We start from the raw sequence: 24413 nt of genomic DNA on the forward strand, positions 1-24413 counted from the left end.
GCGCGCATGCGAACCACCGTCACCCATGCGGAGGGGCGGGACTTCACCCGCGGCCTGCGCGCCTTCTTCGAGTATGGCGACCTCGGCATCGCCGGCGCCACCGAGGGGCGCTTCGGCGCCCATGTCATCCGCGCCATCCCGGGCGAGCACCCGCAGCCGCAATGGCACCTGCACGAGCTGGAGTTCCAGATGGTCTGGGTGGTGCGCGGCTGGGTTCGCTTCGAATACGAGGATATCGGCGAGGTGACGCTGACGGCGGGCACGAGCGTGCTGCAGCCGCCCCGCGTGCGCCACCGCGAGATCGCGCATTCGGATGACCTGGAGCTGGTGGAGATCACCTCGCCTGCGCAATTTGAGACGCGGCTGGTGGACGGGCCGGGCTGAGGCTTCCTCGGCGCCCCCCCTCCAGCCCCCCCTCCAGCCCCCCCTCCAGCCCTCTGGGGCAGGCGTCCAAAAAAAATGGCGGTGCATTGCTGCACCGCCAAGTTAAGGGAGGAAACGTCCAAGAAAGCGGGCAGGAACCGAAATTCCTGCCGCCCTCTTCATATAGCCGGGTGATCGCTCGCATGCAAGCGAGTTATTGCATTGCAACATGGAAATTTTTGATAGGCGGCGCGGGGGGTGGCACGGCGGTTGCAAACCACCCTCTCCATGAGGAATTTCCCGGCTTTTTCCGCCCTCGCCTGGGCCGTCATCATCAGCCTGACCCTGGCCTCGGAGGGGGTCCGCGCCCAGCCCTTGTCGCCCACGCAACTCTGCCGTGCCGCCATCGCAACGGCGGAGCGCGAGGCCAGCCTGCCCCCCGGCCTGCTCCAGGCCATCGGGCGGGTGGAATCCGGCCGGGCGGACCCGATCACGGGCGAATTCGGCCCCTGGCCCTGGGCCATCAATGCCGAGGGGCGCGGCCATTTCTTCCCGGACAGGGCGGCAGCCATTGCCGGTGTGGAGGCGCTTCGTGCCCGGGGGGTGCGGGTGGTGGATGTGGGCTGCATGCAGGTGAACCTGCATTTCCACCCCCAGGCCTTCCCGGACCTGGCCACCGCCTTCGACCCGCTGGCCAATGCCCGCTATGCCGCGCGCTTCCTGACGGACCTCCAGTCCCGCACGCCGGACTGGCTGCAGGCCGCCGGCCACTACCATTCCCACACGCCCCATCTGGCCGAGGCCTATCGCGCCCGCATCGCCGCCGCCTGGCCCGAGGCGCAGGCGCGGCTCGCCCAGGACCGGGCGCTGGCCACGCGGGGCGTGCCGCGTGTGGCGGCGCTGTCCAATGGTGAAGAACGCGCGCAGATCCTGGCCGGGGCGCCGGGGGGCGGGCGGGGGCTCGATTCCTACCGGGCGCGGCCCGTGGTGATCGCGGGGCGTGGGCCGCCCGCGCTCGCCATGGCCAGCGCGCCGCCGCCCGTGCCGGTGACGGCCGCGTCGCGCCGGCTGCCGTGGTATCGGCCCCCGTCGGAGTAAGGAACGCTAATAGACCGCGCGGCCACCCGAAACGTCGAAGACCGCGCCGGTGGTGAAGCTCACGGCATCCGAGGCGCAGAAGGCCACCATCTCGGCCACCTCCCCGGGCAGGCCGAAGCGGCCCAGGGGAATCTTGGACTTCATCCAGGCGATCTGCGCCTCGGTCATCTGGGCAAAGAGTTCCGTCTCCACCGCGGCCGGGGTGACGCAGTTTACCCGCACGCCCGTCTCGGCCAGCTCCTTCCCCAGCGACTTGGTCAGGCCGATCACGCCCGCCTTGGCCGCCGAATAGGCGCTGGCCATCGGGTTGCCGTCCTTGCCCGCGATGGACGCGATGTTCACGATCCGCCCCGCATTCCGCGCCCGCATCCCCGGCAGCACGGCGCGGCAGCAGAGATAGACGCCGATGAGGTCCACCTCGATCACCTGGCGCCAGGCCTCCACCGGATAATCCTCCAGCCGGTGGTTCGGCCCGGTGATGCCGGCATTGGCGACCAGGATGGCGCAGTGGCCAAGGGCCGCCTCGGAGCGTGCCAGCGCTTCCCCCACCGCCGCCGCATCGGTCACGTCCACCGCCTCGGCATGGGCGCCCAACGCCTTCGCCGCCGTCGCCACCGCCGCCGCGTCCCGGTCCCAAAGTGCCACCCGCGCGCCGCCCGCGGCCAGCCGTTGCGCGATGGCAAGCCCCAGCCCCCGCGCGCCGCCCGTCACCACCGCCATCTTCCCATCCAGACCGCCCACGCACCGCCTCCCTGCCGCGCCGGGGGCGCTTGGCCCCCATCCCTTGTTTCAAGGGGGCCACGGTGCGATGGTGCGGCCCGCATCGCAACACTCCGGTTGAGGACCCCTGCGGGCGCGTGCGCTGGCGGGGTTAAGATAAAGGCAAGGACCGCATGGCCAAGATCAAGGTGAAAACCCCCGTCGTGGAGATGGACGGGGACGAGATGACGCGCATCATCTGGGGGTTCATCAAGGACCGCCTGATCCTGCCCTACCTCGACATCGACCTGAAGTACTACGACCTCGGCATCGAATATCGCGACCAGACCGACGACCAGGTGACGGTGGATGCCGCCAATGCCACCAAGCAGTATGGCGTGGGCGTGAAGTGCGCGACCATCACCCCCGATGAGGCGCGCGTCGCCGAATTCGGCCTGAAGAAGATGTGGCGCAGCCCGAACGGCACCATCCGCAACATCCTCGACGGCACGATCTTCCGCGAGCCCATCATCTGCAAGAACGTGCCGCGCCTGGTGCCGCACTGGTCCAAGCCCATCGTGGTCGGCCGCCATGCCTATGGCGACATCTACCGCGCCGCCGAGACCAAGGTCCCCGGTGCCGGCAAGGCCACGCTGACCTGGACGCCCGCCGATGGCGGCGCGCCGGTCGAGATGGAAGTCACGAACTTCCCCGCCGGCGGCGGCGTGCTGATGGGCATGCACAACACCCGCGCCAGCATCGAGGGCTTCGCCCGCGCCAGCCTGAACTACGGCCTCTCGCGCGGCTACAGCGTGTATTTCAGCCACAAGAACACGATCCTCAAGGCCTATGACGGCGAGTTCAAGGACATCTTCCGCAAGGTGTTCGACACGGAATTCGCCGACAAGTTCAAGGCCGCCGGCATCACCTACGAGGACCGGCTGATCGACGACATGGTGGCCTGCGCGCTGAAGTGGGAAGGCGGCTATGTCTGGGCCTGCAAGAACTACGATGGCGACGTGCAGTCGGACATCGTGGCGCAGGGCTTCGGCAGCCTCGGCCTCATGACCTCCGTGCTGCTCTCGCCCGATGGGCAGACGGTGGAATCCGAGGCCGCCCACGGCACGGTGACGCGCCACTACCGCGAGCACCAGAAGGGCCGTGAGACCTCCACGAACCCCATCGCCTCCATCTTCGCCTGGACGCGCGGCCTGGCCTATCGCGGCAAGTTCGACGGCACGCCCGACGTGACCGACTTCGCGAACGCGCTGGAGCAGGTCTGCATCGAGACGGTCGAGGGCGGGCAGATGACCAAGGACCTCGCCATCCTCATCGGCAAGGACCAGCCCTACCTCTCCACCCAGGCCTTCCTGGCCGCGCTGGACGAGAACCTGAAGAAGAAGATGGGCTGAACAGGCCCAGGACGCGCCGGGCACCTGCCCGGCGTGAACGGCCCCGGAGGACTTCACGATGCATGTGGATTACTACTACTCGCTGAATTCCCCCTGGGCCTATCTCGGCTCCACGCGCTTCGAGGCGATGTGCGCGAAGCACGGGGCCACCGTCGCCCCCTTCCCCGTGGATTTCGGGGTGATCTTCCCGGCCTCGGGCGGGCTGCCCCTGCCAAAGCGCGCCCCGCAGCGCCAGGCCTACCGGCTGATGGAGCTGGCCCGCTGGAGCCGGCACCTGAACCTGCCGCTGAACCCGCAGCCATCTTCCTTTCCCTTCAACGAACCGCCCATCGCCGCCGCCGTGGTGGCCCTGCGCGAGACGCAGGGCGTGGTGCCGGCCATCCGGCTCTCGCACCGCATCATGCGCGCGATCTGGGCCGATGACGTGAACCCGGCCGACCCCGCCACCTTCGCCACGCTCGCCGCCGATGTGGGCCTGGACGGCCCGGCCCTGCTGAAGCTGGCCGAGGACCCGCAATGGGCCGACCGCCGCCGCACGGACAGCGAGGCGGCCCTGGAGCGCGGCGTCTTCGGCGCGCCCAGCTTCGTCATCGAGGGCGAGATCTTCTGGGGCCAGGACCGGCTGGACTTCGTGGAACGGAAACTCGCCGGCCAGGGGTGAGCCCGGCATGACCGGCTGGCCGATCAGCCCGCTCGACCTCGCGGCCCTGCTGGTCTTCCTGGGCTGCTGGACGGGCTATTCGGCGGTGGTGGACCGCGTTCCCTCCATCCGCTCGCGCTCCGTCATCGCGGCGATGGACATGCACCGCCGCACCTGGATGCGCGCGCTGCTGACGCGCGACAACCGCATCAGCGACACGGCCATCATCGGCAACCTGATGGCCAGCACCTCCTTCCTGGCCAATACCTCCATCTTCATCCTAGCGGGCCTGGTGGCGCTGCTGGGCGCGCCCGATCTCGGCCAGCGGGCGCTCTCCGCCCTGCCCTTCGCCCAGCCGCCCGCCACGGACTTCGCCTGGGAGCTGCGGATCTTCCTGCTGGTCTTCATCTTCGTGCGCGCCTTCTTCGAGCTGACCTGGGCGTTGCGCCAGTTCAACTACTGCTCGATCGTGGTGGGCGGCATCGGCCTGGGCGAGGACGCCCTGCCCCAGGCCGACATGGCGGCCGAGGTCGCCAACCGCGCCGCGCGGCACTTCAACACGGGGCTGCGCGCCTACTACTTCGGGCTGGCCGCGCTGACATGGATTCTTCACCCGGTGGCCCTGATCCTGGCGTCGCTGCTGGTGCTACGTGAGCTGCACCGGCGGGAATTCCGCTCGGTGGTGCGGGAGGCGCTGACGCGTGGATAGTGTGGTTCGTCATGTCCTGGAGCTGTCACGGCGCGGGGCGCTGCGCGGGGCCGCGGGCCTCGCGGCGCTGGCCGCGCTCACGCCGCGCCCGCTGCGCGCCCAGGCGCCGGGACCGCTCTTCACGCTGGGCGTGGCCTCGGGCGACCCGTGGCCGGATTCGGTGGTGCTCTGGACGCGCCTCGCCCCCGCCCCGCTGGAGGATGGCGGCGGCATGGGCAATGACCCCGTGCCCGTGGCCTGGGAGGTGGCGGAGGATGACGGCTTCCGCCGCGTGGTCGCGCGCGGCGAGGCGACGGCCCGGCCAGAAGCGGCCCACGCCGTGCATGTCGAGGTAGGCGGGCTGCGGCCGGGGCGCCCCTATTTCTACCGCTTCACCGCCCAGGGCCAGCAGAGCCGCACGGGCCGCACCCGCACCGCCCCCGCGCCCGGCGAGGCCGCTTCCCTGAACTTCCTCGCCGGCGGCTGCCAGAACTACGAGCACGGCCACTTCACCGCCTGGCACCACGCCGCGCGCGAGGAGGACGTGGCCTTCGTCTTCCACTATGGCGACTACATCTACGAGCACGCCGGCCGCCGCCCGGGCCAGGGCGGCTGGGGGCCGGTGGTGCGCTCCCACCACGGCCCGGCGACCTTCACGCTCGACCAATACCGCAGCCGCCACGCGCAATACCGCACCGACCCGGACCTCGCCGACGCCCAGGCCGCCCACCCCTTCATCACCACCTATGACGACCATGAGGTGGAGAACAACTGGGCCGCCATGCAAAGCCAGCGCGACGGCACCGGCCGCTTCCGCGACGTGATCGTGACGCCCGAGCAATTCGCGCTGCGCGCCGCCGCCGCCTTCCAGGCCTGGTATGAGCACACGCCGGTGCGGCCCTCCGCCCGCCCGCGCGCGGAGCACATCACCGCCTTCCGCCGCCTGCGCTTCGGCGCCCTGCTGGACTTCCACGCGCTCGACACCCGCCGCTTCCGCGACGACCAGCCCTGCGGCGACGGCACGCGAATCCCTTGCGAGGCGGTGGCGCGGCCGGACGCGCAGATGCTGGGCCCCGTGCAGGAGCAATGGCTGCGCGAGGGCCTGCGCGAGGGCCGCGGCACCTGGCAGGTGCTGGGGCAGCAGGTCTTCTTCACACCCCGGGTCTTCCCCGGCGGCCCCATCAGCATGGATGGCTGGGATGGCTACCCCGCCGCCCGTGCCCGCGTGCTGGACATGCTGGAAGGCCGCAATGCCGTGGTGCTGACGGGCGATGTCCATCGCGCTTGGGCGGGCGACATCCAGCGCACGCCCGAAGGCCCGGCGCTGGGGGTGGAGTTCGTCACCACCTCCATCAGCAGCGAGGGCGATGGCGGCGAGGCCCAGGCCACGGCCGAAGGCGTGCTGCGGAACAACCCCCATCTGCGCTTCCACAGCAACCGCCGCGGCTACACGCGGCACGAGGTGCGGGCGGACCGGCTTTCGGCCATCTACCGCGCCGTGCCCTATGTGGAACGCCCCGGCGCGCCGCGTGAGGACCGCGCGCATCTGGTCACGCTGGCCGGGCGGCCGGGCATCGTGCCGGGCTGACGCGCCGGCTCAGGCCGCCGCCCGCGCGGGCTGCGCCATGCGCCGACCCACCAGCACGGCGCGCAGCACCTGCTCGGCGCAGGCTTCGAGGTCGGCGGCCGCGCGCGCCATCGCCTGCTCCAGGCTGCCCGGCCCGCGCAGGCTGGCGAAACGGGCGTCGAGGCCCAGCGCCTCCGCCCCTTCCCCCAGCGTGCCGGCCAGCGCGATGACGGGCACGCCGAGCGACCGCGCGCGCCGCGCCACCTCGGCGGGAATCTTGCCGCGCAGGCTCTGGCCATCCAGCCCGCCCTCGGCGGTGAGGACGAGGTCGGCGCCCGCGATCCGCCGGTCGAGGTCGAGCCGCGCCAGCGTCACCTCCGCCCAGGGGCGCAGTTTCGCGCCGAGAAAGGCATGCAGCCCGGCGCCCAGCCCGCCCGAGGCGCCGCCACCCGGAAGGTCGAGCAGCCCCACGGCGCCCAGGTCCCGCGCCGCCACCGCCGCGAAGCGATGCAGCCCGGCCTCCAGCCGCTCGATATCGGCGAGCGAGGCGCCCTTCTGCGCGCCGAAGCCGCGGCTGACACCCTCCGGCCCGCAGAGCTTCACGCGGGTGTTGCAGGCGACTTCGACGGTCACGCCGGCCAGGCGCGGGTCGCGGCCGGCGGTCTCGATCCGGTCCAGCGCGACCAGCGCGCCCCCGCCCGGCGGCAGGTCTTGCCCCTCGGCGTCCAGCAGCCGGAAGCCCAGCGCCTGGGCGAGGCCCGCCCCGCCGTCACAGGTGCCGCTGTCGCCGCAGCCCAGCAGAATGCGGCGCGCGCCGCCCTCCAGCGCGGCGCGCAGCAGCTCACCCACCCCGCGCGTGGTGGTGGCCAGCGGGTCCCGGGCGTCGCGGGGCACCAGCCGCAGCCCGCCGGCCGAGGCCATCTCCAGGATGGCGGTGTCATCCACCCGGCCCAACACCGCCTCGACCGGCGCGCCGGTGGGGCCGGTGACGCGCACCGCCCGCAGCCGCCCCCCGCCCGCCGCGGTCATGGCGCGGGTGAAGCCCTCGCCGCCATCCACCAGCGGCAGGCAGGTGACCTCCGCCGCCGGGCAGGCGCGGGCCAGCCCTGCCGCGATGGCGGCGGCCACCTCCCCGGCCAGGAGGCATTCCTTGTAGCCCGAGGGCGCGACCAGAATCCGCATGCGTCCTTCTCTCCGTCTCGCGGAAGGGTGTTGCGGGAAGGTGGCCGCAGCATGAACGGGGCTGCCATTTTTCCGCCCGCATGGACAATCGCCCGTGCCGGGATAGGGTTTCGGCAAACGGAGGAAGAACATCATGGCGCGCATCGGCTTCGTGGGGCTCGGCAATATGGGCCTGCCCATGGCCCGCAACCTGGTTCGGGCGGGGCATGAGGTGGCGGGCTATGACCTCAGCGCCGCCGCCATGGACGCCGCCGCCGAGGCCGGCATCACCCGCGCGCAATCGGCCGCCGATGCGGCGCGCGGGGCGGGTTTCGTCATCACCATGCTGCCCGCCGGCACCCATGTGCGCGAGGCCTGGCTGGGCGCGGGCGGCATGGCCGAGGCTGCCGAACCCGAGGCCGTGCTGCTCGACTGCTCCACCATTGACGTCACCACGGCGCGGGAGGTGGCGGCAGGACGGCCGATGCTGGACGCCCCCGTCTCGGGCGGCACCATGGGGGCGGAGAATGGCACGCTCACCTTCATGGTGGGCGGCGATGCCGCGGCCTTCGCCCGCGCCAGGCCGATCCTGGAGGCCATGGGGCGCAGCATCGTCCATTGCGGAGAGGCCGGCGCGGGCCAGGCGGCCAAGCTGTGCAACAACATGCTGCTGGCCATCTCCATGATCGGCACCTGCGAGGCCTTCACGCTCGCCGAAAAGCTCGGCCTCAGCCATGAGGCGCTGTTCGAGGTGGCGAGCAAGTCCTCCGGGCAGTGCTGGTCGCTGACCACCTATTGCCCGGTGCCCGGCCCGGTGCCGGGCAGCCCGGCCAACCGCGGCTACGCGCCCGGCTTCGCCACGGCGCTGATGCTGAAGGACCTCGGCCTCTCGCAGCAGGCGGCGGGCGCGGTGGGGGCGGCCACGCCGCTGGGGGCGGCGGCACTCACCCTCTATGAGCGCTTCGCGGCCGATGGCGGGGCGCTGCGCGACTTTTCGGGCATCATCGAGATGCTGCGGGAGGCCTGATCCGGGGCTTCCGGTTCAGCTAGGCATCGAGCGCCAGCAGGGCCAGCGCCGTCAGGATCAGGTTCAGGGGTTCAGCGAGGATCAGCATGGGGGCAATATGCCCCTTGCCCGCGTCAGGCTCGGTCGCAACCTGTCAACGAAAAACCAGCACCGGAATCCGGCAGCCGCGCAGCAGGGCGGAGGTGGTGCTGCCCAGGATCATGGTGCGCAGCCGGCCGTGGCCATAGGCGCCCATCACCAGCAGGTCCACGCCCGCATCGGCCACATGGGCGGCGATGGCCTCATGCGTCTCGCCTTGCAGCAGCACGGGACGGGCGGGGCGGCCGGCGGCCTCCAGGATGGCGGCGGGGGCGGATTGCAGCGAGGCCCCGCCGGAGCCGACGGTGACGAGGTCCAGCGCCATCCCCTCCAGCAGCGGGCTGCGGGCGGCGAACTCCACCATCCGCAGGGCCGCGGCACTCCCGTCATAGGCGATGGCGCAGCGCGCGATGGGCTTGAAGGCGCGGGCCGAGACCAGCACGGGCCTGGGGCTGGAACGGAGTACGCGTTCCAGGTTGGCGCCCAGGTGGCCGGCCGCGAAATCCGCCGCCTCGCCCCGCTTGCCGATGACGAGCAGCTCCGTCTCGCGTTCCAGCTCCAGCACATTGTCCACCAGCGCGCCGTGGCGTTGGGTCAGGCGCACCTCCGCCACACCCGCCGCGCGCAGCCTTGCCTCGGCGGCGTCCAGGATGGCGCGGCCGCGCTTCAGCGCCAGCTTCCCCCGCGCCTCGTCCAGCGCGGCGAGTTCCTTCAGCAATTCCTCGGAACGGTCGAGGCCCAGCGCCCCGCTGCGGTCCACCGGCGCCTCGGCGGGCGTGCGGGGGAGGACGTGCAGCACTTGCACGCCGGCGCCCAGCGCGCGCGCCGCCCGGGCGGCGTGATCAATGATGCTCTCGGCGTAGATGGAGCCGTCGGTGCAGGCCAGGATGCGTGGCATGTTCTCGTCCCCCCTCAGTGCGTCGCCGGAGCATCGGTGGCCCCTGGCTTGTCGTGGCGACCCAGCCGCCCGAGCAGTTCGGAGCTGGCCTGGTTGAGGCCGAGGATGTCCACCTCCGTCCCCTCGCGGCGGAATTTCAGCACAACGCGGTCAATGGCCGCCACCGCCGTGAGGTCCCAGACATGCGCGCCCGAGACGTCGATGACGGCGCGCTCGATCGCCTCGCGCAGGTCGAAGCTGTCCACGAAGGCGTCGGCGGAGGCGAAGAAGATCTCGCCCGTGACGGTGTAGGTCCGGCTGCGGCCATCCTCGGAGAGGGTGGAGGTGATGCGGAAGATGCGCGCCGCCTTGCGCGCGAAGAAGATCCCCGAGAGCAGCACGCCTACCGCGACACCCTGCGCCAGATCATGCGTCAGCACCGTCACGATCACCGTGGCGACCATCACCACCGAGGATTCCCAAGGATGCACCGCGAGGTCGCGCAGCGAGGACCAGCGGAAGGTGCCGATGGAGACCATGACCATCACCGCCACCAGCGCCGCCATGGGGATCTGCCGCACCAGGTCACCCAGCAGCATCAGCAGGATCAGCAGGAAGACGCCGCCCCACAGCGTGGACAGCCGCCCCCGCCCGCCCGACTGCACGTTGATGACCGATTGCCCGATCATGGCGCAGCCCGCCATGCCGCCGAAGCAGCCGGCCACGATGTTCGACAGCCCCTGGCCCGCGCCCTCGCGGTTCTTGTTGGAGGGGGTGTCGGTCAGCTCGTCCACGATCTGCGCCGTCATGAAGGATTCGAGCAGCCCCACCACCGCGAGGGTGAGCGAGGTGGGCAGGATGATCCGCAGCGTCTCCAGGTTCCAGGGCACGTCGGGCAGCAGGAAGGCGGGCAGGTCGGTGGGCAGTTCGCCCATGTCGCCCACGGTGCGGACCTCGATGCCGAAGAGCAGCGCGGCGGCCGTGAGGAAGACGATGGCCACCAGCGGCGAGGGCACGGCCGTGGTGAAGCGCGGCAGGATGTAGATGATGGCCAGCCCCACGGCCACCATCGGGTAGGTGATCCAGTTGACGCCGATGAGTTCGGGCAGCTGCGCCATGAAGATCAGGATGGCCAGCGCGTTCACGAAGCCCGTCATCACCGAGCGCGAGACGAAGCGCATCAGCACGCTCAGCTTCAGGACGCCCGCGATGATCTGGAACACGCCGCACAGCAGCGTCGCCGCCAGCAGGTATTGCGGCCCATGGTCGCGCACCAGCGTCACCATCACCAGCGCCATCGCACCCGTGGCCGCCGAGATCATGGCCGGCCGCCCGCCCGCGAAGGCGATGACGATCATGATGCAGAAGGAGGCGTAGAGCCCCATCTTCGGGTCCACGCCCGCGATGATGGAGAAGGCGATGGCCTCCGGGATCAGCGCGAGGGCCACGACCGTGCCGGCCAGGATGTCGGCGCGGACATTGGGGAACCATTCGGCGCGAAGCCGTTCGAGATGCGTCAAGTGAGGAAACTCCGCGGGGGGCGCGCCAAGGGCGCGCGCACGTCAACAGGCCGCGCCCGGAAGGGTGGCGCGGAGGTCAGGCCAGTGACGTGGTGTCAGGGCGGAGCGAAACGCATCTGCGAGTCCTACCGCCCCATATTGCGCCGCACAACCCGCGAAGTGTCAGTCGCGGTCTCACAGCCAGGCGATGGCGCTCACCACCAGCACCAAGCATGCGCGGCGGATTCACGCCTTCGGTGATCCCACCGAAGGCGATCCGACGCGAGTCGCGGGATGAGGACGAAGGGCTCGCTCAGCAGGAGGGCGAGGCCGAGCACAGGCTCAATCCGGGAAGGGGTCGGGCACGCCCTCCGGCAGCGCCACGCGGTCCACGTTCAACGTGAAGGAGACGGCGGTGTAGTAGCCCGTGATGCCGAGCAGTTCGGCGCAGCCCTTCTCGCCGAAGAGGCGGCGGGCTTCCTCGAAGGCCTCGTCGCTGACATCGCCCGTGGCCTGCACCTCGGAGACGAAGCGGAACACCGCGGCCTCGTCCTCGGCCATGTTGGACGGCGTGCGGCCCAGCCGCACATCCTCCGCGATGGCGGGGCTGAGGCCGCCATCCATCGCCATCTTGTGGTGCGCGAACCACTCGAAGCGCGCGCGCCAGCGCCTGGCCGTGACGAGGATCGCAAGCTCCGACAGGCGCGGCGGCAGGCTGCTCTCCCAGCGCATGAAGCGGCCCACCTGCTGCAGGCGCTCGGCCATCTCGGGGCTGTGCAGCCAGGCGGGGAAAGGCCCCTTCACGCCCGAGCGCGCGCCCGAGCCGATGCTGGCGGCCACCTCGCGCTGGCGGGTGGTCATGGTGGCCTCGGTCAGTGGCGTGAAGCGGGTCATGGGCGTTTCCTCCTGTGCCGTTGCGGGTAGGATGGAACGAGACAGGGGGAACGCCAATGGCCGCGCGGAACGTGCTCTTCATCATGTGCGACCAGCTGCGCTGGGACCATCTGGGCTGCGCCGGCCACCCGCACCTCCGCACCCCCAACCTGGACCGGCTGGCCGCGCGCGGGGTGCGCTTCGACCACGCCTATGTGCAATCAGGGATCTGCGGCCCCTCGCGGATGAGCTTCTACACGGGCCGCTATGTCGCGAGCCACGGCGCCACCCACAACCGTGTTCCCCTCAGCGTGGGCGAGGTCACGCTGGGCTGGCACCTGCGTGAATCCGGCCGCACCCTTGCCTTGGCGGGCAAGACCCACATGCTGCCCGACAGCCACGGCATGAAGCGCCTGCTGCTGGACGGTCAGGACGAACTGGCCGTGCTGCTGCGCGAGGGCTGGTTCACCCTGCTCGACCGCCATGACGGCCACCATGCCGAGACGCAATCCGCCTACGCGCATTGGCTGCGCGCCCAGGGCTATGACAGCGCCGACCCCTGGACGGACTACGTCATCGCCGCCACCGACACCGACGGCAGCATCCGCAATGGCTGGAAGATGCGCCACGCCCGCCTGCCCGCCCGCGTGCGTGAGGAACACAGCGAGACCGCCTACACCACCGACCAGGCGCTGCGCTTCATCGAGGCGCAAGGCGACACACCCTGGGTGCTGCATCTGAGCTATGTGAAGCCGCACTGGCCCTACATCGCCCCCGCCCCCTACCACGCGATGTATGGGCCGGAACACGCCTTGCCCGTGCGCCGGCACGCGGTCGAGCGCGGCAGCAACGCCCACCCCGTGCTGCGCGAATTCCAGGAGGAGGAGGTGGCGCAGAGCTTCCAGAACGATGCCTGCATCGAGGCCGTCCGCCCCACCTATATGGGCCTGATCACGCAGGTGGACGACCATCTGGGCCGTGTGTGGGATTTGCTGGAGCGCATGGGGCGCTGGGAGGACACGCTGGTGGTGTTCACCTCCGACCATGGCGACTATCTGGGCGACCACTGGCTGGGGGAGAAGGAACTCTTCCACGACTGCGTCCAGCGCGTGCCGATGATCATGTATGACCCCTCGCCGGACGCCGACGCCACGCGCGGCACGGTGGAGCCACGCTTCGTGGAGGCCATTGATCTCGTCCCCACCTTCCTCGACGCACTGGGCCTGCCGGAGGCGCCGCATGTGCTGGAAGGGCGTTCGCTGCTCGGCCTCACGCGCGGCACCGCGACCGCGTGGCGCGAGGCGGCGATCAGCGAGCTGGACATCACCTTCCGCGCGGCGCGGCGGCGGCTCGGGCTGCCCACCGGCCAGCATCGCGGCTTCATGCTCCGCACCGCGGAGTGGAAGTACATCCACTGGACCAGCGGCCTGGCGCCCCAGCTTTATGACCTCCGCGCCGACCCGGACGAGTTTTTCGATCTTGGCACCGACCCCGCCCACGAAGCGACGCGCGTGGCGATGCGCGAACGCCTGCTGGACTGGGCCACCAACCTGAAATGCCGCACCACCCTCACCTGGGCCGAGGCCGAATTCCGCACCGACCGCCACAAGGCCGCCGGCGTCTTCTATGGCGAGTGGTGAAGCCAGCCCGGCGCGAAGACGGTGATGCCATCCACCTCGGCCAACAGGTCGCGCGCCGGGTCGCGGCGCGCCTCCACCAGGGCGCGGGTGGCGTCGTCGCGCAGGATGTAGAGGGTGCCGGCCTCCCACTGCCCCGCCTCCAGCGCAGCGCGCACGCGGGTGTTCAGCGCCACCACCAGCGCCGGGTCCACGCGGGAGAGATAGACGGCGTCGCTCGGGATGCCGCGCGGGGCGGTCCAGCGGCTCAGCTCCTCCCAATCCTCGCCGAAATTGCCGGCGGGCACGGCGCGGACGCGCTGGATGCGTCGGGCGGCCTCGTCCCAGAAGGGGTCGGGCAGGCGTTCGGCGGCGACGGGGGGTGCCGCGGCCACCAGGGTGCGGAACTGCCCCATGCCGGCCTGGATGTCGGCGGCCTGCAACAAGAAGGCCCCCAGCAGCGCGGCCCGCAGCCAGGGCCGCGCGAGGTGCCGCGCCAGCACCGCGATGGCGGCGAAGATCAGCGCATAGCCCAGCGGCCAGAAGAAGCGCTCGGAGGAGCGGAGCATGTCCGCCAGCCGCCGCGCGAAGCCCGGCAGTTCAAACAGTGGAAAGACCTGCCCCGCGATGGCGAGGTTGGGCGAGATGGCGAAAGCGAGCATCCCCGCCAGCACCAGCAGCAGCACCGCATGCGGCCGCAGCGCGGGCCAGGCCCCGCCATGGCGCAGCACGAACCACAGCGCCAGGGCCAGCAGCAGCAGAGTGCCGGCGCCGAGATAGCTGCCCCCATGCTCCCAATGCCGCAGCCCCGGCAGGCCGGGCAGCAGCCAGCCCCAGGCGGTGCCGTCGAAGGGGGCGGTGAGGTCGAGCTGCGCCAGGCCGTAATGCAGCCCCATGGGTGCCACCTCGCCCGTCACGGTGAAATACCCGGCGAGCCAGAGGGCGGAGAGGAAGCTTGCCGGCACCAGCACCGCCTGGATCAGGGTGGCGCCCCAGGCGCGCTCCCGCCACAGCCGCCCGAGCAGATCCGCGACCCACAGCCCCGCGCACATGGCCAGCACATAGGCGTTGAGCAGCGCGACCGTGCCGAGGCAGGCCATCCACCACGCCGTCTGCCCCCGTGCCGCGGGCCGCAGGCAGAGCCACAGCGCCCAGAGCAGCGCCCATTGGCTGACCAGGGCGAAATGCCCGCCCATGCGGTTCAGCAGCATGGGCTGCCAGGCGAAGAGGATGGCGCCGAAAGCCCGCGCCCAGGGGTCGCGCACGGCCACGCCCAGCAGCTTCCAGGCGAAGCCCGCCTGCAGCGCCGCGCTCAGCACCAGCCAGGGGCCCCAGTATTGCGGGATTTCGACGATCGGCCGCAGCGCCTTGGCCAGGAAGGCCATCAGCGGCACCACATCCACGTAGAAGATGGCACTCGACAGTTCGAGCCCGTAGTCCGGGTTGCGCCCGGGCGGCCAGGCCCAGGGGGCGGGCGCGAAATACATCCAGGCGACGAGGTAGGCCACGGGGTCCGGCCCCAGCGTGCCGTGCAGCAGCCAGCCCAGATCGTTCACGTCGAGGATGCGCGGGCCGAGTGTCAGCAGCGGCGCCAGCGCGCCGCACAGCAGAACAAGGGCCAGGGCGGCCCATCCGGACCACCGGCCGGCGCGTGCGCCTTGCTTCCTCACCCGGTCAGGGTGTCAGTCCGCCCCCCGGGGCTGTCAAGCTGGAGCTATGCCGAGACGTTCCAACGCGCGGCTTACGCCGCGACACTCCAAAGCGCGGCTTACGCCGGGAAGTTCCAACGCGCGGCTTACGCCGCGACCTGCCGGTAATTCCGCGCGAAATACAGCAGCGCCGGGTCCGCGCCGCCGATCCGCACCGCCTCCACCTCCGCGAAGATCACGACATGCGTGCCTTTCTCGATCATGTCGGTGATGCGCGCGTCAAAGGCCACAAGGCAGCCCTCCAGCGCCGGCGCCCCGGTGACGATGGGCGACCAGGTGCCGAATTCGAACCGCGCCTCGCCATCCACGCCCGTGGCACCCGCAAAGATCCCCGAAAGCTCCTCCTGGCTGCCGCACAGCGTGTTCACGCAGAGCGTGCCATTCGCCCGGAACAGTTCGGCCGAGGAGACGGTGCGGTTCATGCACACCAGCAGCGTGGCCGGGCTGTCGGTCACGCTGCACACCGCGCTGGCCGTGAAGCCACCGCGGCCGGCGGGGCCGCCCGTGGTGATGATGTTCACCGCCGCCGGCAGGCGGGCCATGGCATCACGGAATTCCTTGCGCTCGATGGGCATCGGGTTTCGGTTCCTAACCGCAGGGGGTGAGACGGATGTTCTCGACCATGGCCGAGACGCGCGCACCGGTGTCGTCCGTATCGGTGCCGAGGGCAATCTCTTGCAGGGGTGGCGGGGGGCCGCCGAAACTTTCGGTCCAGTCGGCGGCGAGGTCCACCCGCTCCTCGAACCAGCGCCCGGTCGGGGCGGCGGCGGGGCGCAGCACGCGCACCTTGCCGAGGCCGCCCATCCAGGGGCTGTAGAAGGCCGCGGGTTCCCGCCCCGTGCCGCCCCAGACATAGATGAGTGCCGAGCGCGGCAACGGGTGGTCGCCCGCCCGCGCCTGGGCCACCGCGTGCTGGGTGCGCTGCCAGAGCGAGGCGCGCGCCGGCCAGCCGGAAAAACCCACGGTGAGTGAGATGGCGCGGTCCTCGCCGCCACGGCGCGTCAAATCCGTCGGCGGCGGGCCATGGTCCACCCGCCAGCGCCAGGTGAGGCAGGCGGCCTGGCCGGGCGTGCGGCGCCAGATGAAGCTGCCGGCCGAGACGCCCTCGATGGCCACGCCGTTCGGGGTGGCGCGGAAGCGGGCCGGCGTCAGCCCGTCATAGGGCGCATGGGTCCAGCCGGCCTGAACCAGCGCCGCCTCCAACGAAAGGGCGGCGCGCGCCCTGCCTGGACAGACGATGCCTGGCAGGGCGATGGCGGGCGCGGCAAGGGCGGCTATCATGGCACGACGCTGCATCGGCCTTTAAATGGCCGTAACCACGCGACACGCCAAGGGAGTTCCCGACCATGTCCAGCCTTTCCATCCAGGCCACCGACGGAACCGGCCGCTTCGACACCCTGCTGGTTCGCCCGAAATCCGAGCCCGCGGGCTGCGTGGTGCTCATCCAGGAGATCTTCGGCGTGAACGCCGCCATGCGCGCGCTGTCCGAATGGGTGGCCGACATGGGCTTCATCGCGCTCTGCCCCGACCTGTTCTGGCGGCAGGAGCCGAATGTGGACCTGGACCCCGATGCCGGCCAGGCGCAGTGGGAACGCGCCTTCGCGCTGATGAACGGCTTCGACCAGGCGAAGGGCCTGGATGACCTGGCCGCCACCATCGCCGCGGCCCGCGCCCTGCCGGGCAGCAACGGCAAGGTGGGCACCATGGGCTTCTGCCTGGGCGGGCGCATGGCCTGGCGCACCGCGGTCGGCACGGATGCCGAATGCCATGTCAGCTACTACGGCGTGGGCATCGAGGGGATGCTGGAGGACGCGCCGCAGATCAAGCACCCGCTGCTGATGCACATCGCGGAAAAGGACAAGTTCGTGCCGCCCGAGGCCCAGGCCGCCATCCTGGCCGGCGTGAAGGGCCACCCGCAGGTCACGGCCCATGTCTATCCGGGCGTGGACCACGCCTTCGCCCGCATGGGCGGCCATGCCTGGGATGCGCGGGCGGCCACCATCGCCAATGGGCGCACGGCCGAATTCCTCGTGCGGCACCTGGGCTGACCGGCGATGGAACTGCGCTTTTCCGACATCACCGCACCCCGCCCGGACCGCGACGCCCTGGCCGCGCGCTACGCCGCCCTGAACGCGGCTCTCTCCCAGGCGCCCGAGGCCACCCTGCGCGAATGGGACGCGCTGCGGCGCGAGGTGGATGGCTGGATGGCGCTGGCCCATCTGCGCTTCGCCCAGGACACCACGGATGCCGCGGCCAAGGCCGAGCGCGAATATGCCGACGCCCTCGGCCCCGTGGTGCAGGGCCATGAGACGGCGATGAAGCGCCGCGTGCTGGAGGAGGTGGACCTCGCCTTGGTCGCCGAAATCTGCGGCGCGCACACGCCGGCGCTGTGGCGTTGCGACATCACCACCTTCGCCCCCGAGATCGCGGCCGATATGGAAGAGGAGGCGAAGCTCTCCGCCCGCTACACCGCGCTGCTGGCGGGGGCGAAGCTGCGCGTGGCGGGGGAGGAGGTGAACCTCTCCGGCCTCGCCCCCCATGCCGAGCACCCGGACCGCGCCCGCCGCCACGAGGCGGAGGCCGCGCGCTGGTCCTTCTTCGCGCAGAATGGCAAGGAATTGGACGCGATCTACGACGCGCTGGTGAAGCTGCGGCACGGCATGGCCCGCAAGCTGGGCGACGAGAGCTTCACCGCGCTGGCCTATCGCCGCATGCGCCGCCTCGACTACGGGCCGGAGGAGGTCGCGCGCTACCGCGAGGAAATCGTGGCGCGCGTGGTCCCCCTGGTGGCCGAGCTGCTGGAGGCCCGCCGCGCCGCCCATGGCTGGGACCGCCTGCGCTACTGGGACGAGGCGCTGATAGACCCCGACGGCAACCCCGCCCCGCTCGGCGACCACGACACCCTGCTGGCCGCGGCCCAGGCCATGTTCGACGGGATGGACCCGCGGCTGGGCACCTTCTTCCGCGGCATGGCGGCGGGCGGGTTCCTCGATCTGAAGAACCGGCCGGGCAAGGCGGGCGGCGGCTTCTGCATCAGCTTCCCGGTGCAGGGCGCGCCCTTCATCTTCGCCAACTTCAACGGCACCCACCACGACATCGGCGTCTTCACGCACGAGATGGGCCATGCCTTCCAGTGCTGGCAAAGCCGCGCCCTGCCCGGGCTGGACCAGCTCTGGCCTGGCATGGAATCGGCCGAGATCCATTCGATGGGCCTGGAATTCCTGACCCATCCCGGCATCCATCATTTGGTGGGCGAGGCGGCGGCCGAGCGGTTCCGGCGCATGCACCTGATCAGCTCGCTCGCCTTCCTCCCCTATGGCGCCTGCGTGGATCACTTCCAGCACGAGGTCTACACCAACCCTGACGCCACGCCCGCCGAACGCCACGCCATCTGGCAGCGGCTGGAGAAGCTCTACATGCCCTGGACCGATTACGGGGACCTGGAATACCCGGCCAAGGGCGGGCGCTGGCAGGCGAAGCAGCACATCTACAACTCGCCCTTCTACTACATTGATTATGCGCTGGCGCTGTGCTGCGCGATGCAGTTCTGGCAACGCTCGCGCCGCGACGCGCCGGCCGCGCTGGAGGCCTATGTGGCGCTGTGCGGCCGTGGCGGGTCGCTGCCCTTCTCGGGGCTGGTGGATTCGGCGGGGCTCGCCTCGCCCTTCGCGCCGGGGGCGCTGGCGGGCGTGGTCGAGGAGGCACGGGCGGTTCTGGCCTGAACCCGCGCCCCCCAGGGCTCACTCGAGGCGCCCGCCTCGGGAGAGGTGCGGCCGCTGCATGTGTGATTGCATTGCAGGCCCGGGCACCCACGTCTAATCCTGCGTCATGCAGCGCAAGCTTCTCATGATCGGCACCAGCAACACCATCAAGCATGACGGCTTCGCCGCCGTCCTGCGAGGGATGGACCCGCCCTTCGCGGTCCAGGCGGTGGGTCTGGGCGGCTCGCCCTCCGCCCTGCTGCCCTACATGCTCAGCAGCGCCGACCTGGCCGGCGTGACGCACCTCGCCATGGACCCCGCGGACAACGGGCAGATCTGGCAGCACGGCGACGGCGTGAGCAGCCTGGTGCTGTGGCACACGGTGGATTGGCTGCGGGCCCGCGGCATCGTGCCCGTGCTGCTCATCACGCCGCAAACGCCCATCCAGGACATCGCCCAGGCGGCCCGCGCGGCCCGGCTCGCGGAGGCGAAGGCCCGCGGCGTCCCGGTGGTGGATGGCTATCAGCTGGTCGAGGACGGCGCCTGCCCCTTCGACATGCTGGACACCATGCACCTCGGGCCGGCCCTGCGCGCGGCCATGATGGAGAGCTTGCTGTCGGTGGTGACGAACGTGGCACCCGGCCCCTTCGCCGAGCTCCCGCCATCCTTCGCCGCCCCACGGTTCGAGGCGGCCGGCGCCGAGGTGATCGAGCGCCAGTCCAGCCTGCGCCTCCAGCGATACACCTTGCTGCGCCCTGGCGAGGTTGCGCGGTTCAGCCTGCCGGCCCACGGCATGATGGTGGGCCTCTCCTTCAACATGCTGGGCGATCCCGTGCGGGTGCGGATCACCTCCGACGAGGCCGAGCGTGTCGAGAGGCTCCATCGCATCCCGCCGCAGCAGGACGGCAGGATCCTGGAGCTCATCCACAAGGTCGATCAGCTGGGGGTCGCTCTCCCCGGCCGCCACTTCGCCCTTCGCCTGGAGGATGAGGACCGCATCGAGCTGGAGGCGGCGGTCTGCATGTTCCCCCGCCCGGCACAGGAAGCGGCTTGAGCACCGCGACCGCGGGGGCTGAGGCATAATGTGCGGCTGATTCACGCCGCCGGCCTGCGCCGGCGACGATCAGACGCGTTATTCCACCCGCGCCCCCGCCGCGATCCAGGCGATGATCTGCGCGCGCTGTTCGGTCGTCATGTCGGTCAGGTTGCCGGGGGGCATGGCCTCGCTCTGCACCTGCTGGCGCATGGCGGCGGCCCAGCGGCGGATCTGCTGCGGCGTTTCCAGCATCACGCCCTTGGGGGCCACGGCGATGCCCTCGAAGGTGGGGCGGGCGGCGTGGCATTGCGCGCAGTGGCTCGCCACCAGCGCCTGGACGTCCTGGAAGGGTGGCGCCTCCACGCCCGCGAAGCGCGGGTCGGGTCGGGGTGCGGCGATCACGAAGATCAACGCCACCGCCAGCGCGCCGCCCGCCGGCAGCGCCCAGTTCCGCCGCCCCGAATGGCGCAGCACGAAGAATTGCCGCACCAGCGCGCCCGCCAGCGCCAGCAGGATCAGCAGCAGCCAGTTCAGGTGGTGCTGATAGATCAACGGGTAGTGCGGGCTGATCATCAGGAACAGCACGGGCAGCGTCAGGTAGGTGTTGTGGACGCTGCGCTGCTTGCCCCAGGCGCCATATTTGGGGTCGGGTGTTTCGCCCGCCCGCATGGCGGCCACCATCTTCCGCTGGCCGGGGATGATCACCATCGCGACATTGGCCACCATGATCGTGCCCGTCATGGCGCCGATCAGCAGGAAGGCGCCGCGGCCGGAGAACAGGTGCGTGGCGATGAGCGTGGCCACCACCAGCATGGCGGCCCCGGCGGCCAGCAGCTTGGTTTCGTTCTCGCCGAAGCGCGAGCGGCACAGCAGGTCATAGCCCACCCACCCCCCCACCAGCATCAGCGCGGAGAGCAGGATAGCCAGCCACACCGGCAAATCCAGCACGGCGGGGTCAATGAGATAGGTGCTGGCCTGGCCCCAATAGATCAGGACGAACAGCGCGAAGCCGCTCATCCAGGTCCAGTAGGCTTCCCATTTGAACCAGTGCAGCTTCTCGGGCAGGGCTTCGGGCGCGTTGATGTATTTGCGCTTGTAGTAGACGCCGCCGCCATGGATGGACCATTGCTCGCCGCGCACCAGCCGGTTGCCATCGGCGGGCGGGTCCAGGCTGTTGTCCAGCGCGATGAAATAGAAGCTCGCCCCGATCCAGGCGATGCCGGTGATGATGTGCAGCCAGCGCAGCAGCAGGTTGGCCCACTCGGCCAGATAGCCAGCGTCGAATTCCATCCCTCAGCTCCCCCGATAGGTGCTGTAGCCATAGGGCGAGACCAGCAGGGGCACATGGTAATGCCCTTCCGCCATGCCGAAGGTCAGCGTCACCACGTCGAGGAAGGCGGGCTCGGGCAGGCTCACCCCCTGGGCGCGAAAATAGGCGGCGACCTCGAAGCTGAGCTCGTAGCGGCCGGGGGCGAAGGCCTCGCCGGCCAGCAGGGGGGCGTCGGTGCGGCCATCGGCGTTGGTCACGCCCTGGGCCAGCAAATGCCGCGCCTCGCCGTCCCGCCGGTGCAGCGCATAGCCCATGCCGGCGGCGGGCCGGCCATGGGCGGTGTCCAGGACATGGGTGGAAAGCCGGCCCATGGGGGTGCCTCGATGTTGCAATGCAGGATAGCGCGGCGGCCACGGCCACTGGCAAGCGCCCGGTGATGGCAGGGATGCCGGGCTTGCGCTTGATTGCCCAGGCCTGCGGCCCTAATCGCCACATTCCGCCGCAGGACACCGCAGATGCCGCCCATCGCCCCGAACCTCGTCGCCGCCGTCAATGAAGCCCGCCACTGGCAGGACATGATGGCGATGGCCGAGCTGGGCGCCTTCACCGACCCGGACGGCCATATCGGCGTGAACCGCCCCTGCCTGTCCGACCTGGACCGCCAGGCGCGGCGCCTGCTGCTGGGCTGGGCGGAGAAGGCCGGGCTTTCCGCCAGCGTGGACCGGCTGGGCAACCTCTTCCTGCGGCATGAGGGCACGGACCCCACGCTGGCCCCCGTGCTGACCGGCAGCCACATGGACAGCCAGCCCAATGGCGGCCGGTTCGACGGCATCTGGGGCGTGATCGCGGGCTTCGAGGCCGTGCGGGCGCTCCGCGAGGCCGGCGTTCAGACGAAGCGCCCCATCGAGGTCGTGGCCTGGACCAATGAGGAAGGCGGCCGCTATGCCCCCGGCTGCATGGGCAGCATGGCCTATGCCGGCTTCGCCCCCCCCGAGACCTGGGACGCCATCACCGACCGCGAGGGCATCCCCTTCGGCCAAGCCCTGACCGCCCTGCTGGAGAGCGAATCCGACCTCCCCCGCCGCAAGCTCGGCGTCGTGGAAGGCCCGGCCCCCTTCGCCTATGTCGAAGCCCATATCGAGCAGGGGCCGATGCTGGAGGCGCGGGAGGCGGACATCGGCGTCGTCACCGGCATCCAGGGCAGCCGCTGGTTCATCGTGGACATCATGGGCAAGTCCGACCACGCCGGCACCACGCCGCTCGCGATGCGCAAGGACGCGGTGCAGGACATGCTGCGCGCCATCCAGGCCCTGAACACGCTGATGCACGACCCGGCCGATGTGCTGCGCTTCACGGTCGCCAGCATCGAGGTGCAGCCCAACACCTCCAACTCGGTGGCGGGCCTCGCGCGCTTCACCATCGATTTCCGCCACCCCGACAATGCCGTGCTCCAGGCGCGCGGCAATGCGATCGAGGGCGTGATCCAGGCCGCACTCCGCCACTGCACCGCCCGCGTGACCGAACGCTTCCACGCCGTCCCGGCCGATTTCGGCGCCGTGGTGCCGGATGCGGTGGAGGCCGCGGCGAAATCCCAAGGCCTGCGGCACATGCGCCTGCCCTCCGGCGCCTTCCATGACGCGCAGTTCCTGGTGCCCATCTGCCCCACGGGGATGATCTTCGTGCCCTGCCGCGCCGGCGTCTCCCACCACCCTTCCGAACACGCCACCCCCGAGGCCCTGGCCGCCGGCACCCGCGTGCTGGCCCAGGTCCTGGCGGACCTGGCCAACCGCTGAGATGCCCATGTCCGAACTCTCCTTCCCCAAGGCCCGCATCCGCACCCTGCTGCTGGAGAACATCTCCGACACCGCGGTGAACCTGCTGGCCGAGGACGGCTACACGAACGTCACGCGCGAGAAGAAGGCGCTGGAGGGCGAGGCGCTGCACGCCGCGCTGAAGGGTGTCCACATGCTGGGCATCCGCAGCCGCACCACGCTGACGGCCGAGGCGCTGGCCGCCGCCGACCGGCTGCTGACCATCGGCTGCTTCTGCATCGGCACCAACCAGGTGGACCTGGACGCGGCGCGGCGCCTGGGCATCCCGGTGTTCAACGCGCCCTTCAGCAACACGCGCAGCGTGGCCGAACTGACGCTGGGCGAGATCGTGATGCTGCTGCGCGGCGTCTTCCCCAAGTCCAACGCCGCCCATGCGGGCGAGTGGGACAAGAGCGCCGATGGCTACCGCGAGGTGCGGGGCCGCACGCTCGGCATCGTGGGCTATGGCAATATCGGCAAGCAGCTTTCCGTGCTGGCCGAGAGCTTCGGCATGCGCGTCATCTACTACGACACGGCCGGGCGCCTGCCGCTGGGGAACGCCTCGCGCTGCGCGAGCCTGGATGAGCTGCTGCACTGGTCCGACGTCGTCACCGTGCATGTGCCGGAAACCGCCGACACCATGGGCATGATCGGTGCGGCGCAGATCGCGAAGATGCGCCGCGGCGCCTTCCTCATCAACAATGCCCGCGGCACGCTGGTGGACCTGCCGGCCCTGGCCGAGGCCCTGCGCGCCGGCCACCTGGGCGGCGCCGCGCTGGACGTCTTCCCCGAGGAGCCCAAGCGCAACGGCGACCCCTTCCACGCCCCCGTGCAGGGCCTGCCCAATGTGATCCTGACGCCGCATATCGGCGGCAGCACGGAGGAGGCGCAGTCGCGCATCGGCGAGGAGGTGGCGCGCAAGCTGGCCGACTACTCCGACACCGGCAGCACCGAGGGCGCCGTGAACTTCCCCCAGGTGGCGCTCCCCGCGCGGCCCACCGGCACGCGCTTCATGCATGTCCACCGCAACGCGCCGGGCGTGCTGGGCAACGTCAACCAGGTCTTCGCCAAGCGCGGCGTGAACATCGCCGGCCAGTATCTGCAGACCGATGGCGAGATCGGCTATGTGGTCGTGGATGCCGGGGCCACGCGCGACAGCGAGGCCATCCTGACGGAGCTGCGGGCCTTGCCGGGGACGATCCGGGCGCGGTTGCTCTACGAAAAGGAGTAGGGTCGTCGCCATTTCGATCGCGACGCGACACGAAATCCATGCTGAACTGGGGTATCT

23 protein-coding genes are annotated in these 24413 nt (G+C 70.7%); 13 read left to right on the forward strand and 10 right to left on the reverse strand.

The features are described 5' to 3' along the window. The first annotated feature begins 6 nt into the window (after nucleotides 1-6). Nucleotides 7-384 carry a cupin domain-containing protein gene (locus tag GGQ83_RS12810; RefSeq protein WP_184384608.1) on the forward strand — a complete coding sequence of 126 codons (378 nt, stop codon included), beginning with the start codon at nucleotides 7-9 and terminating at the stop codon, nucleotides 382-384. Nucleotides 385-651: 267 nt separating this feature from the next. Then, a complete protein-coding gene (locus GGQ83_RS12815; protein WP_184384610.1) occupies nucleotides 652-1461 on the forward strand; it encodes a transglycosylase SLT domain-containing protein in 810 nt (269 codons plus the stop codon). A 6-nt stretch (nucleotides 1462-1467) separates the two neighbouring features. Here GGQ83_RS12815 and GGQ83_RS12820 read toward each other — a convergent pair whose 3' ends face one another. Next, nucleotides 1468-2202: an SDR family NAD(P)-dependent oxidoreductase gene (locus tag GGQ83_RS12820; RefSeq protein ID WP_184384612.1), complete on the reverse strand. Its 735-nt coding sequence runs from the start codon at nucleotides 2200-2202 to the stop codon at nucleotides 1468-1470. 152 nt (nucleotides 2203-2354) lie between these two features. On the opposite strand from GGQ83_RS12820, the gene GGQ83_RS12825 reads away from it, so the two are divergent. Genes GGQ83_RS12825 through GGQ83_RS12840 form a run of 4 tightly spaced genes read left to right on the forward strand, consistent with a single transcriptional unit; the run spans nucleotide 2355 to nucleotide 6488 of the window. Continuing rightward, complete coding sequence (locus GGQ83_RS12825) at nucleotides 2355-3572, forward strand: NADP-dependent isocitrate dehydrogenase (RefSeq protein ID WP_184384614.1); 1218 nt, start codon at nucleotides 2355-2357, stop codon at nucleotides 3570-3572. A 58-nt stretch (nucleotides 3573-3630) separates the two neighbouring features. Further along, the gene (locus GGQ83_RS12830; RefSeq protein ID WP_184384616.1) at nucleotides 3631-4233 is read left to right on the forward strand and encodes a 2-hydroxychromene-2-carboxylate isomerase; all 603 of its coding nucleotides are present in this window, start codon (nucleotides 3631-3633) and stop codon (nucleotides 4231-4233) included. A 7-nt stretch (nucleotides 4234-4240) separates the two neighbouring features. Beyond that, nucleotides 4241-4921: a DUF599 domain-containing protein gene (locus tag GGQ83_RS12835; RefSeq protein WP_184384618.1), complete on the forward strand. Its 681-nt coding sequence runs from the start codon at nucleotides 4241-4243 to the stop codon at nucleotides 4919-4921. Next, nucleotides 4914-6488, forward strand: coding sequence for an alkaline phosphatase D family protein (locus tag GGQ83_RS12840; RefSeq protein WP_207018206.1), 1575 nt, complete (start codon nucleotides 4914-4916; stop codon nucleotides 6486-6488). The genes GGQ83_RS12835 and GGQ83_RS12840 overlap by 8 nt, the downstream gene beginning before the upstream one ends. A gap of 9 nt (nucleotides 6489-6497) precedes the next feature. Here the strand turns inward: GGQ83_RS12840 and GGQ83_RS12845 are convergent, their stop codons facing one another. After that, on the reverse strand, nucleotides 6498-7649 hold the full coding sequence (locus tag GGQ83_RS12845; protein ID WP_184384620.1) for a glycerate kinase family protein: 1152 nt from the start codon (nucleotides 7647-7649) through the stop codon (nucleotides 6498-6500). A gap of 133 nt (nucleotides 7650-7782) precedes the next feature. On the opposite strand from GGQ83_RS12845, the gene mmsB reads away from it, so the two are divergent. Beyond that, nucleotides 7783-8655, forward strand: a complete 873-nt coding sequence (mmsB, locus tag GGQ83_RS12850) for a 3-hydroxyisobutyrate dehydrogenase (RefSeq protein ID WP_184384622.1) — start codon at nucleotides 7783-7785, stop codon at nucleotides 8653-8655. A gap of 133 nt (nucleotides 8656-8788) precedes the next feature. On the opposite strand, the gene GGQ83_RS12855 is transcribed toward mmsB, so the two are convergent. The 3 genes from GGQ83_RS12855 to GGQ83_RS12865 form a co-directional block, all read right to left on the reverse strand. Beyond that, nucleotides 8789-9631, reverse strand: a complete 843-nt coding sequence (locus tag GGQ83_RS12855) for a universal stress protein (RefSeq protein ID WP_184384624.1) — start codon at nucleotides 9629-9631, stop codon at nucleotides 8789-8791. A 14-nt stretch (nucleotides 9632-9645) separates the two neighbouring features. Further along, nucleotides 9646-11130 (reverse strand): SulP family inorganic anion transporter, encoded by a 1485-nt coding sequence (locus GGQ83_RS12860; RefSeq protein ID WP_184384626.1) that lies wholly within the window; start codon nucleotides 11128-11130, stop codon nucleotides 9646-9648. Between the two features lie 321 nt (nucleotides 11131-11451). After that, the gene (locus GGQ83_RS12865; protein ID WP_184384628.1) at nucleotides 11452-12003 is read right to left on the reverse strand and encodes a carboxymuconolactone decarboxylase family protein; all 552 of its coding nucleotides are present in this window, start codon (nucleotides 12001-12003) and stop codon (nucleotides 11452-11454) included. A gap of 56 nt (nucleotides 12004-12059) precedes the next feature. Between GGQ83_RS12865 and GGQ83_RS12870 the strand changes: the two genes are divergently transcribed. Beyond that, entirely contained in the window at nucleotides 12060-13622 is a 1563-nt protein-coding gene (locus GGQ83_RS12870; RefSeq protein ID WP_184384630.1) for a sulfatase-like hydrolase/transferase, read from the forward strand. Here GGQ83_RS12870 and GGQ83_RS12875 read toward each other — a convergent pair. From GGQ83_RS12875 to GGQ83_RS12885, 3 genes are all read right to left on the reverse strand, one after another. Next, nucleotides 13607-15268, reverse strand: a complete 1662-nt coding sequence (locus GGQ83_RS12875) for a DUF6311 domain-containing protein (RefSeq protein WP_184384632.1) — start codon at nucleotides 15266-15268, stop codon at nucleotides 13607-13609. The two genes, GGQ83_RS12870 and GGQ83_RS12875, sit on opposite strands and share 16 nt — an antisense overlap. A 125-nt stretch (nucleotides 15269-15393) precedes the next feature. After that, nucleotides 15394-15882, reverse strand: coding sequence for a flavin reductase (locus tag GGQ83_RS12880; protein ID WP_184384634.1), 489 nt, complete (start codon nucleotides 15880-15882; stop codon nucleotides 15394-15396). 13 nt (nucleotides 15883-15895) lie between these two features. Continuing rightward, the gene (locus GGQ83_RS12885) at nucleotides 15896-16588 is read right to left on the reverse strand and encodes a DUF3047 domain-containing protein (protein ID WP_184384636.1); all 693 of its coding nucleotides are present in this window, start codon (nucleotides 16586-16588) and stop codon (nucleotides 15896-15898) included. 65 nt (nucleotides 16589-16653) lie between these two features. Between GGQ83_RS12885 and GGQ83_RS12890 the strand changes: the two genes are divergently transcribed. From GGQ83_RS12890 to GGQ83_RS12900, 3 genes are all read left to right on the forward strand, one after another. Further along, nucleotides 16654-17355: a dienelactone hydrolase family protein gene (locus tag GGQ83_RS12890; RefSeq protein ID WP_184384638.1), complete on the forward strand. Its 702-nt coding sequence runs from the start codon at nucleotides 16654-16656 to the stop codon at nucleotides 17353-17355. Nucleotides 17356-17361: 6 nt separating this feature from the next. Next, nucleotides 17362-19029 (forward strand): M3 family oligoendopeptidase, encoded by a 1668-nt coding sequence (locus tag GGQ83_RS12895; protein WP_184384640.1) that lies wholly within the window; start codon nucleotides 17362-17364, stop codon nucleotides 19027-19029. A 106-nt stretch (nucleotides 19030-19135) separates the two neighbouring features. Then, on the forward strand, nucleotides 19136-20062 hold the full coding sequence (locus GGQ83_RS12900; protein WP_184384642.1) for a hypothetical protein: 927 nt from the start codon (nucleotides 19136-19138) through the stop codon (nucleotides 20060-20062). A gap of 78 nt (nucleotides 20063-20140) precedes the next feature. Here GGQ83_RS12900 and GGQ83_RS12905 read toward each other — a convergent pair whose 3' ends face one another. Together GGQ83_RS12905 and uraH are read right to left on the reverse strand one after the other, a co-directional pair. Further along, nucleotides 20141-21334, reverse strand: coding sequence for a urate hydroxylase PuuD (locus GGQ83_RS12905; RefSeq protein ID WP_184384644.1), 1194 nt, complete (start codon nucleotides 21332-21334; stop codon nucleotides 20141-20143). 3 nt (nucleotides 21335-21337) lie between these two features. Continuing rightward, nucleotides 21338-21685 carry a hydroxyisourate hydrolase gene (uraH, locus tag GGQ83_RS12910; RefSeq protein ID WP_184384646.1) on the reverse strand — a complete coding sequence of 116 codons (348 nt, stop codon included), beginning with the start codon at nucleotides 21683-21685 and terminating at the stop codon, nucleotides 21338-21340. Nucleotides 21686-21829: 144 nt separating this feature from the next. Between uraH and GGQ83_RS12915 the strand changes: the two genes are divergently transcribed. Beyond that, nucleotides 21830-23107 carry a Zn-dependent hydrolase gene (locus tag GGQ83_RS12915; protein ID WP_184384648.1) on the forward strand — a complete coding sequence of 426 codons (1278 nt, stop codon included), beginning with the start codon at nucleotides 21830-21832 and terminating at the stop codon, nucleotides 23105-23107. 7 nt (nucleotides 23108-23114) lie between these two features. After that, on the forward strand, nucleotides 23115-24356 hold the full coding sequence (gene serA / locus GGQ83_RS12920) for a phosphoglycerate dehydrogenase (RefSeq protein WP_242535144.1): 1242 nt from the start codon (nucleotides 23115-23117) through the stop codon (nucleotides 24354-24356). Nucleotides 24357-24413: the final 57 nt, after the last annotated feature.

The organism is Roseococcus suduntuyensis (assembly GCF_014196305.1).
GTDB classification, from domain to species: domain Bacteria; phylum Pseudomonadota; class Alphaproteobacteria; order Acetobacterales; family Acetobacteraceae; genus Roseococcus; species Roseococcus suduntuyensis.

What these genes read in the sequence shown, in the direction of transcription:
- GGQ83_RS12810 (WP_184384608.1), top strand. Translation starts at nt 7, where the DNA reads ATGCGAACCACCGTCACCCATGCGGAGGGGCGGGACTTCACCCGCGGC.
- GGQ83_RS12815 (WP_184384610.1), top strand. Translation starts at nt 652, where the DNA reads ATGAGGAATTTCCCGGCTTTTTCCGCCCTCGCCTGGGCCGTCATCATC.
- GGQ83_RS12825 (WP_184384614.1), top strand. Translation starts at nt 2,355, where the DNA reads ATGGCCAAGATCAAGGTGAAAACCCCCGTCGTGGAGATGGACGGGGAC.
- GGQ83_RS12830 (WP_184384616.1), top strand. Translation starts at nt 3,631, where the DNA reads ATGCATGTGGATTACTACTACTCGCTGAATTCCCCCTGGGCCTATCTC.
- GGQ83_RS12835 (WP_184384618.1), top strand. Translation starts at nt 4,241, where the DNA reads ATGACCGGCTGGCCGATCAGCCCGCTCGACCTCGCGGCCCTGCTGGTC.
- GGQ83_RS12845 (WP_184384620.1), bottom strand. Translation starts at nt 7,649, where the DNA reads ATGCGGATTCTGGTCGCGCCCTCGGGCTACAAGGAATGCCTCCTGGCC.
- mmsB (WP_184384622.1), top strand. Translation starts at nt 7,783, where the DNA reads ATGGCGCGCATCGGCTTCGTGGGGCTCGGCAATATGGGCCTGCCCATG.
- GGQ83_RS12855 (WP_184384624.1), bottom strand. Translation starts at nt 9,631, where the DNA reads ATGCCACGCATCCTGGCCTGCACCGACGGCTCCATCTACGCCGAGAGC.
- GGQ83_RS12865 (WP_184384628.1), bottom strand. Translation starts at nt 12,003, where the DNA reads ATGACCCGCTTCACGCCACTGACCGAGGCCACCATGACCACCCGCCAG.
- GGQ83_RS12870 (WP_184384630.1), top strand. Translation starts at nt 12,060, where the DNA reads ATGGCCGCGCGGAACGTGCTCTTCATCATGTGCGACCAGCTGCGCTGG.
- GGQ83_RS12880 (WP_184384634.1), bottom strand. Translation starts at nt 15,882, where the DNA reads ATGCCCATCGAGCGCAAGGAATTCCGTGATGCCATGGCCCGCCTGCCG.
- GGQ83_RS12885 (WP_184384636.1), bottom strand. Translation starts at nt 16,588, where the DNA reads ATGATAGCCGCCCTTGCCGCGCCCGCCATCGCCCTGCCAGGCATCGTC.
- GGQ83_RS12890 (WP_184384638.1), top strand. Translation starts at nt 16,654, where the DNA reads ATGTCCAGCCTTTCCATCCAGGCCACCGACGGAACCGGCCGCTTCGAC.
- GGQ83_RS12895 (WP_184384640.1), top strand. Translation starts at nt 17,362, where the DNA reads ATGGAACTGCGCTTTTCCGACATCACCGCACCCCGCCCGGACCGCGAC.
- GGQ83_RS12900 (WP_184384642.1), top strand. Translation starts at nt 19,136, where the DNA reads ATGCAGCGCAAGCTTCTCATGATCGGCACCAGCAACACCATCAAGCAT.
- GGQ83_RS12905 (WP_184384644.1), bottom strand. Translation starts at nt 21,334, where the DNA reads ATGGAATTCGACGCTGGCTATCTGGCCGAGTGGGCCAACCTGCTGCTG.
- uraH (WP_184384646.1), bottom strand. Translation starts at nt 21,685, where the DNA reads ATGGGCCGGCTTTCCACCCATGTCCTGGACACCGCCCATGGCCGGCCC.
- GGQ83_RS12915 (WP_184384648.1), top strand. Translation starts at nt 21,830, where the DNA reads ATGCCGCCCATCGCCCCGAACCTCGTCGCCGCCGTCAATGAAGCCCGC.
- serA (WP_242535144.1), top strand. Translation starts at nt 23,115, where the DNA reads ATGTCCGAACTCTCCTTCCCCAAGGCCCGCATCCGCACCCTGCTGCTG.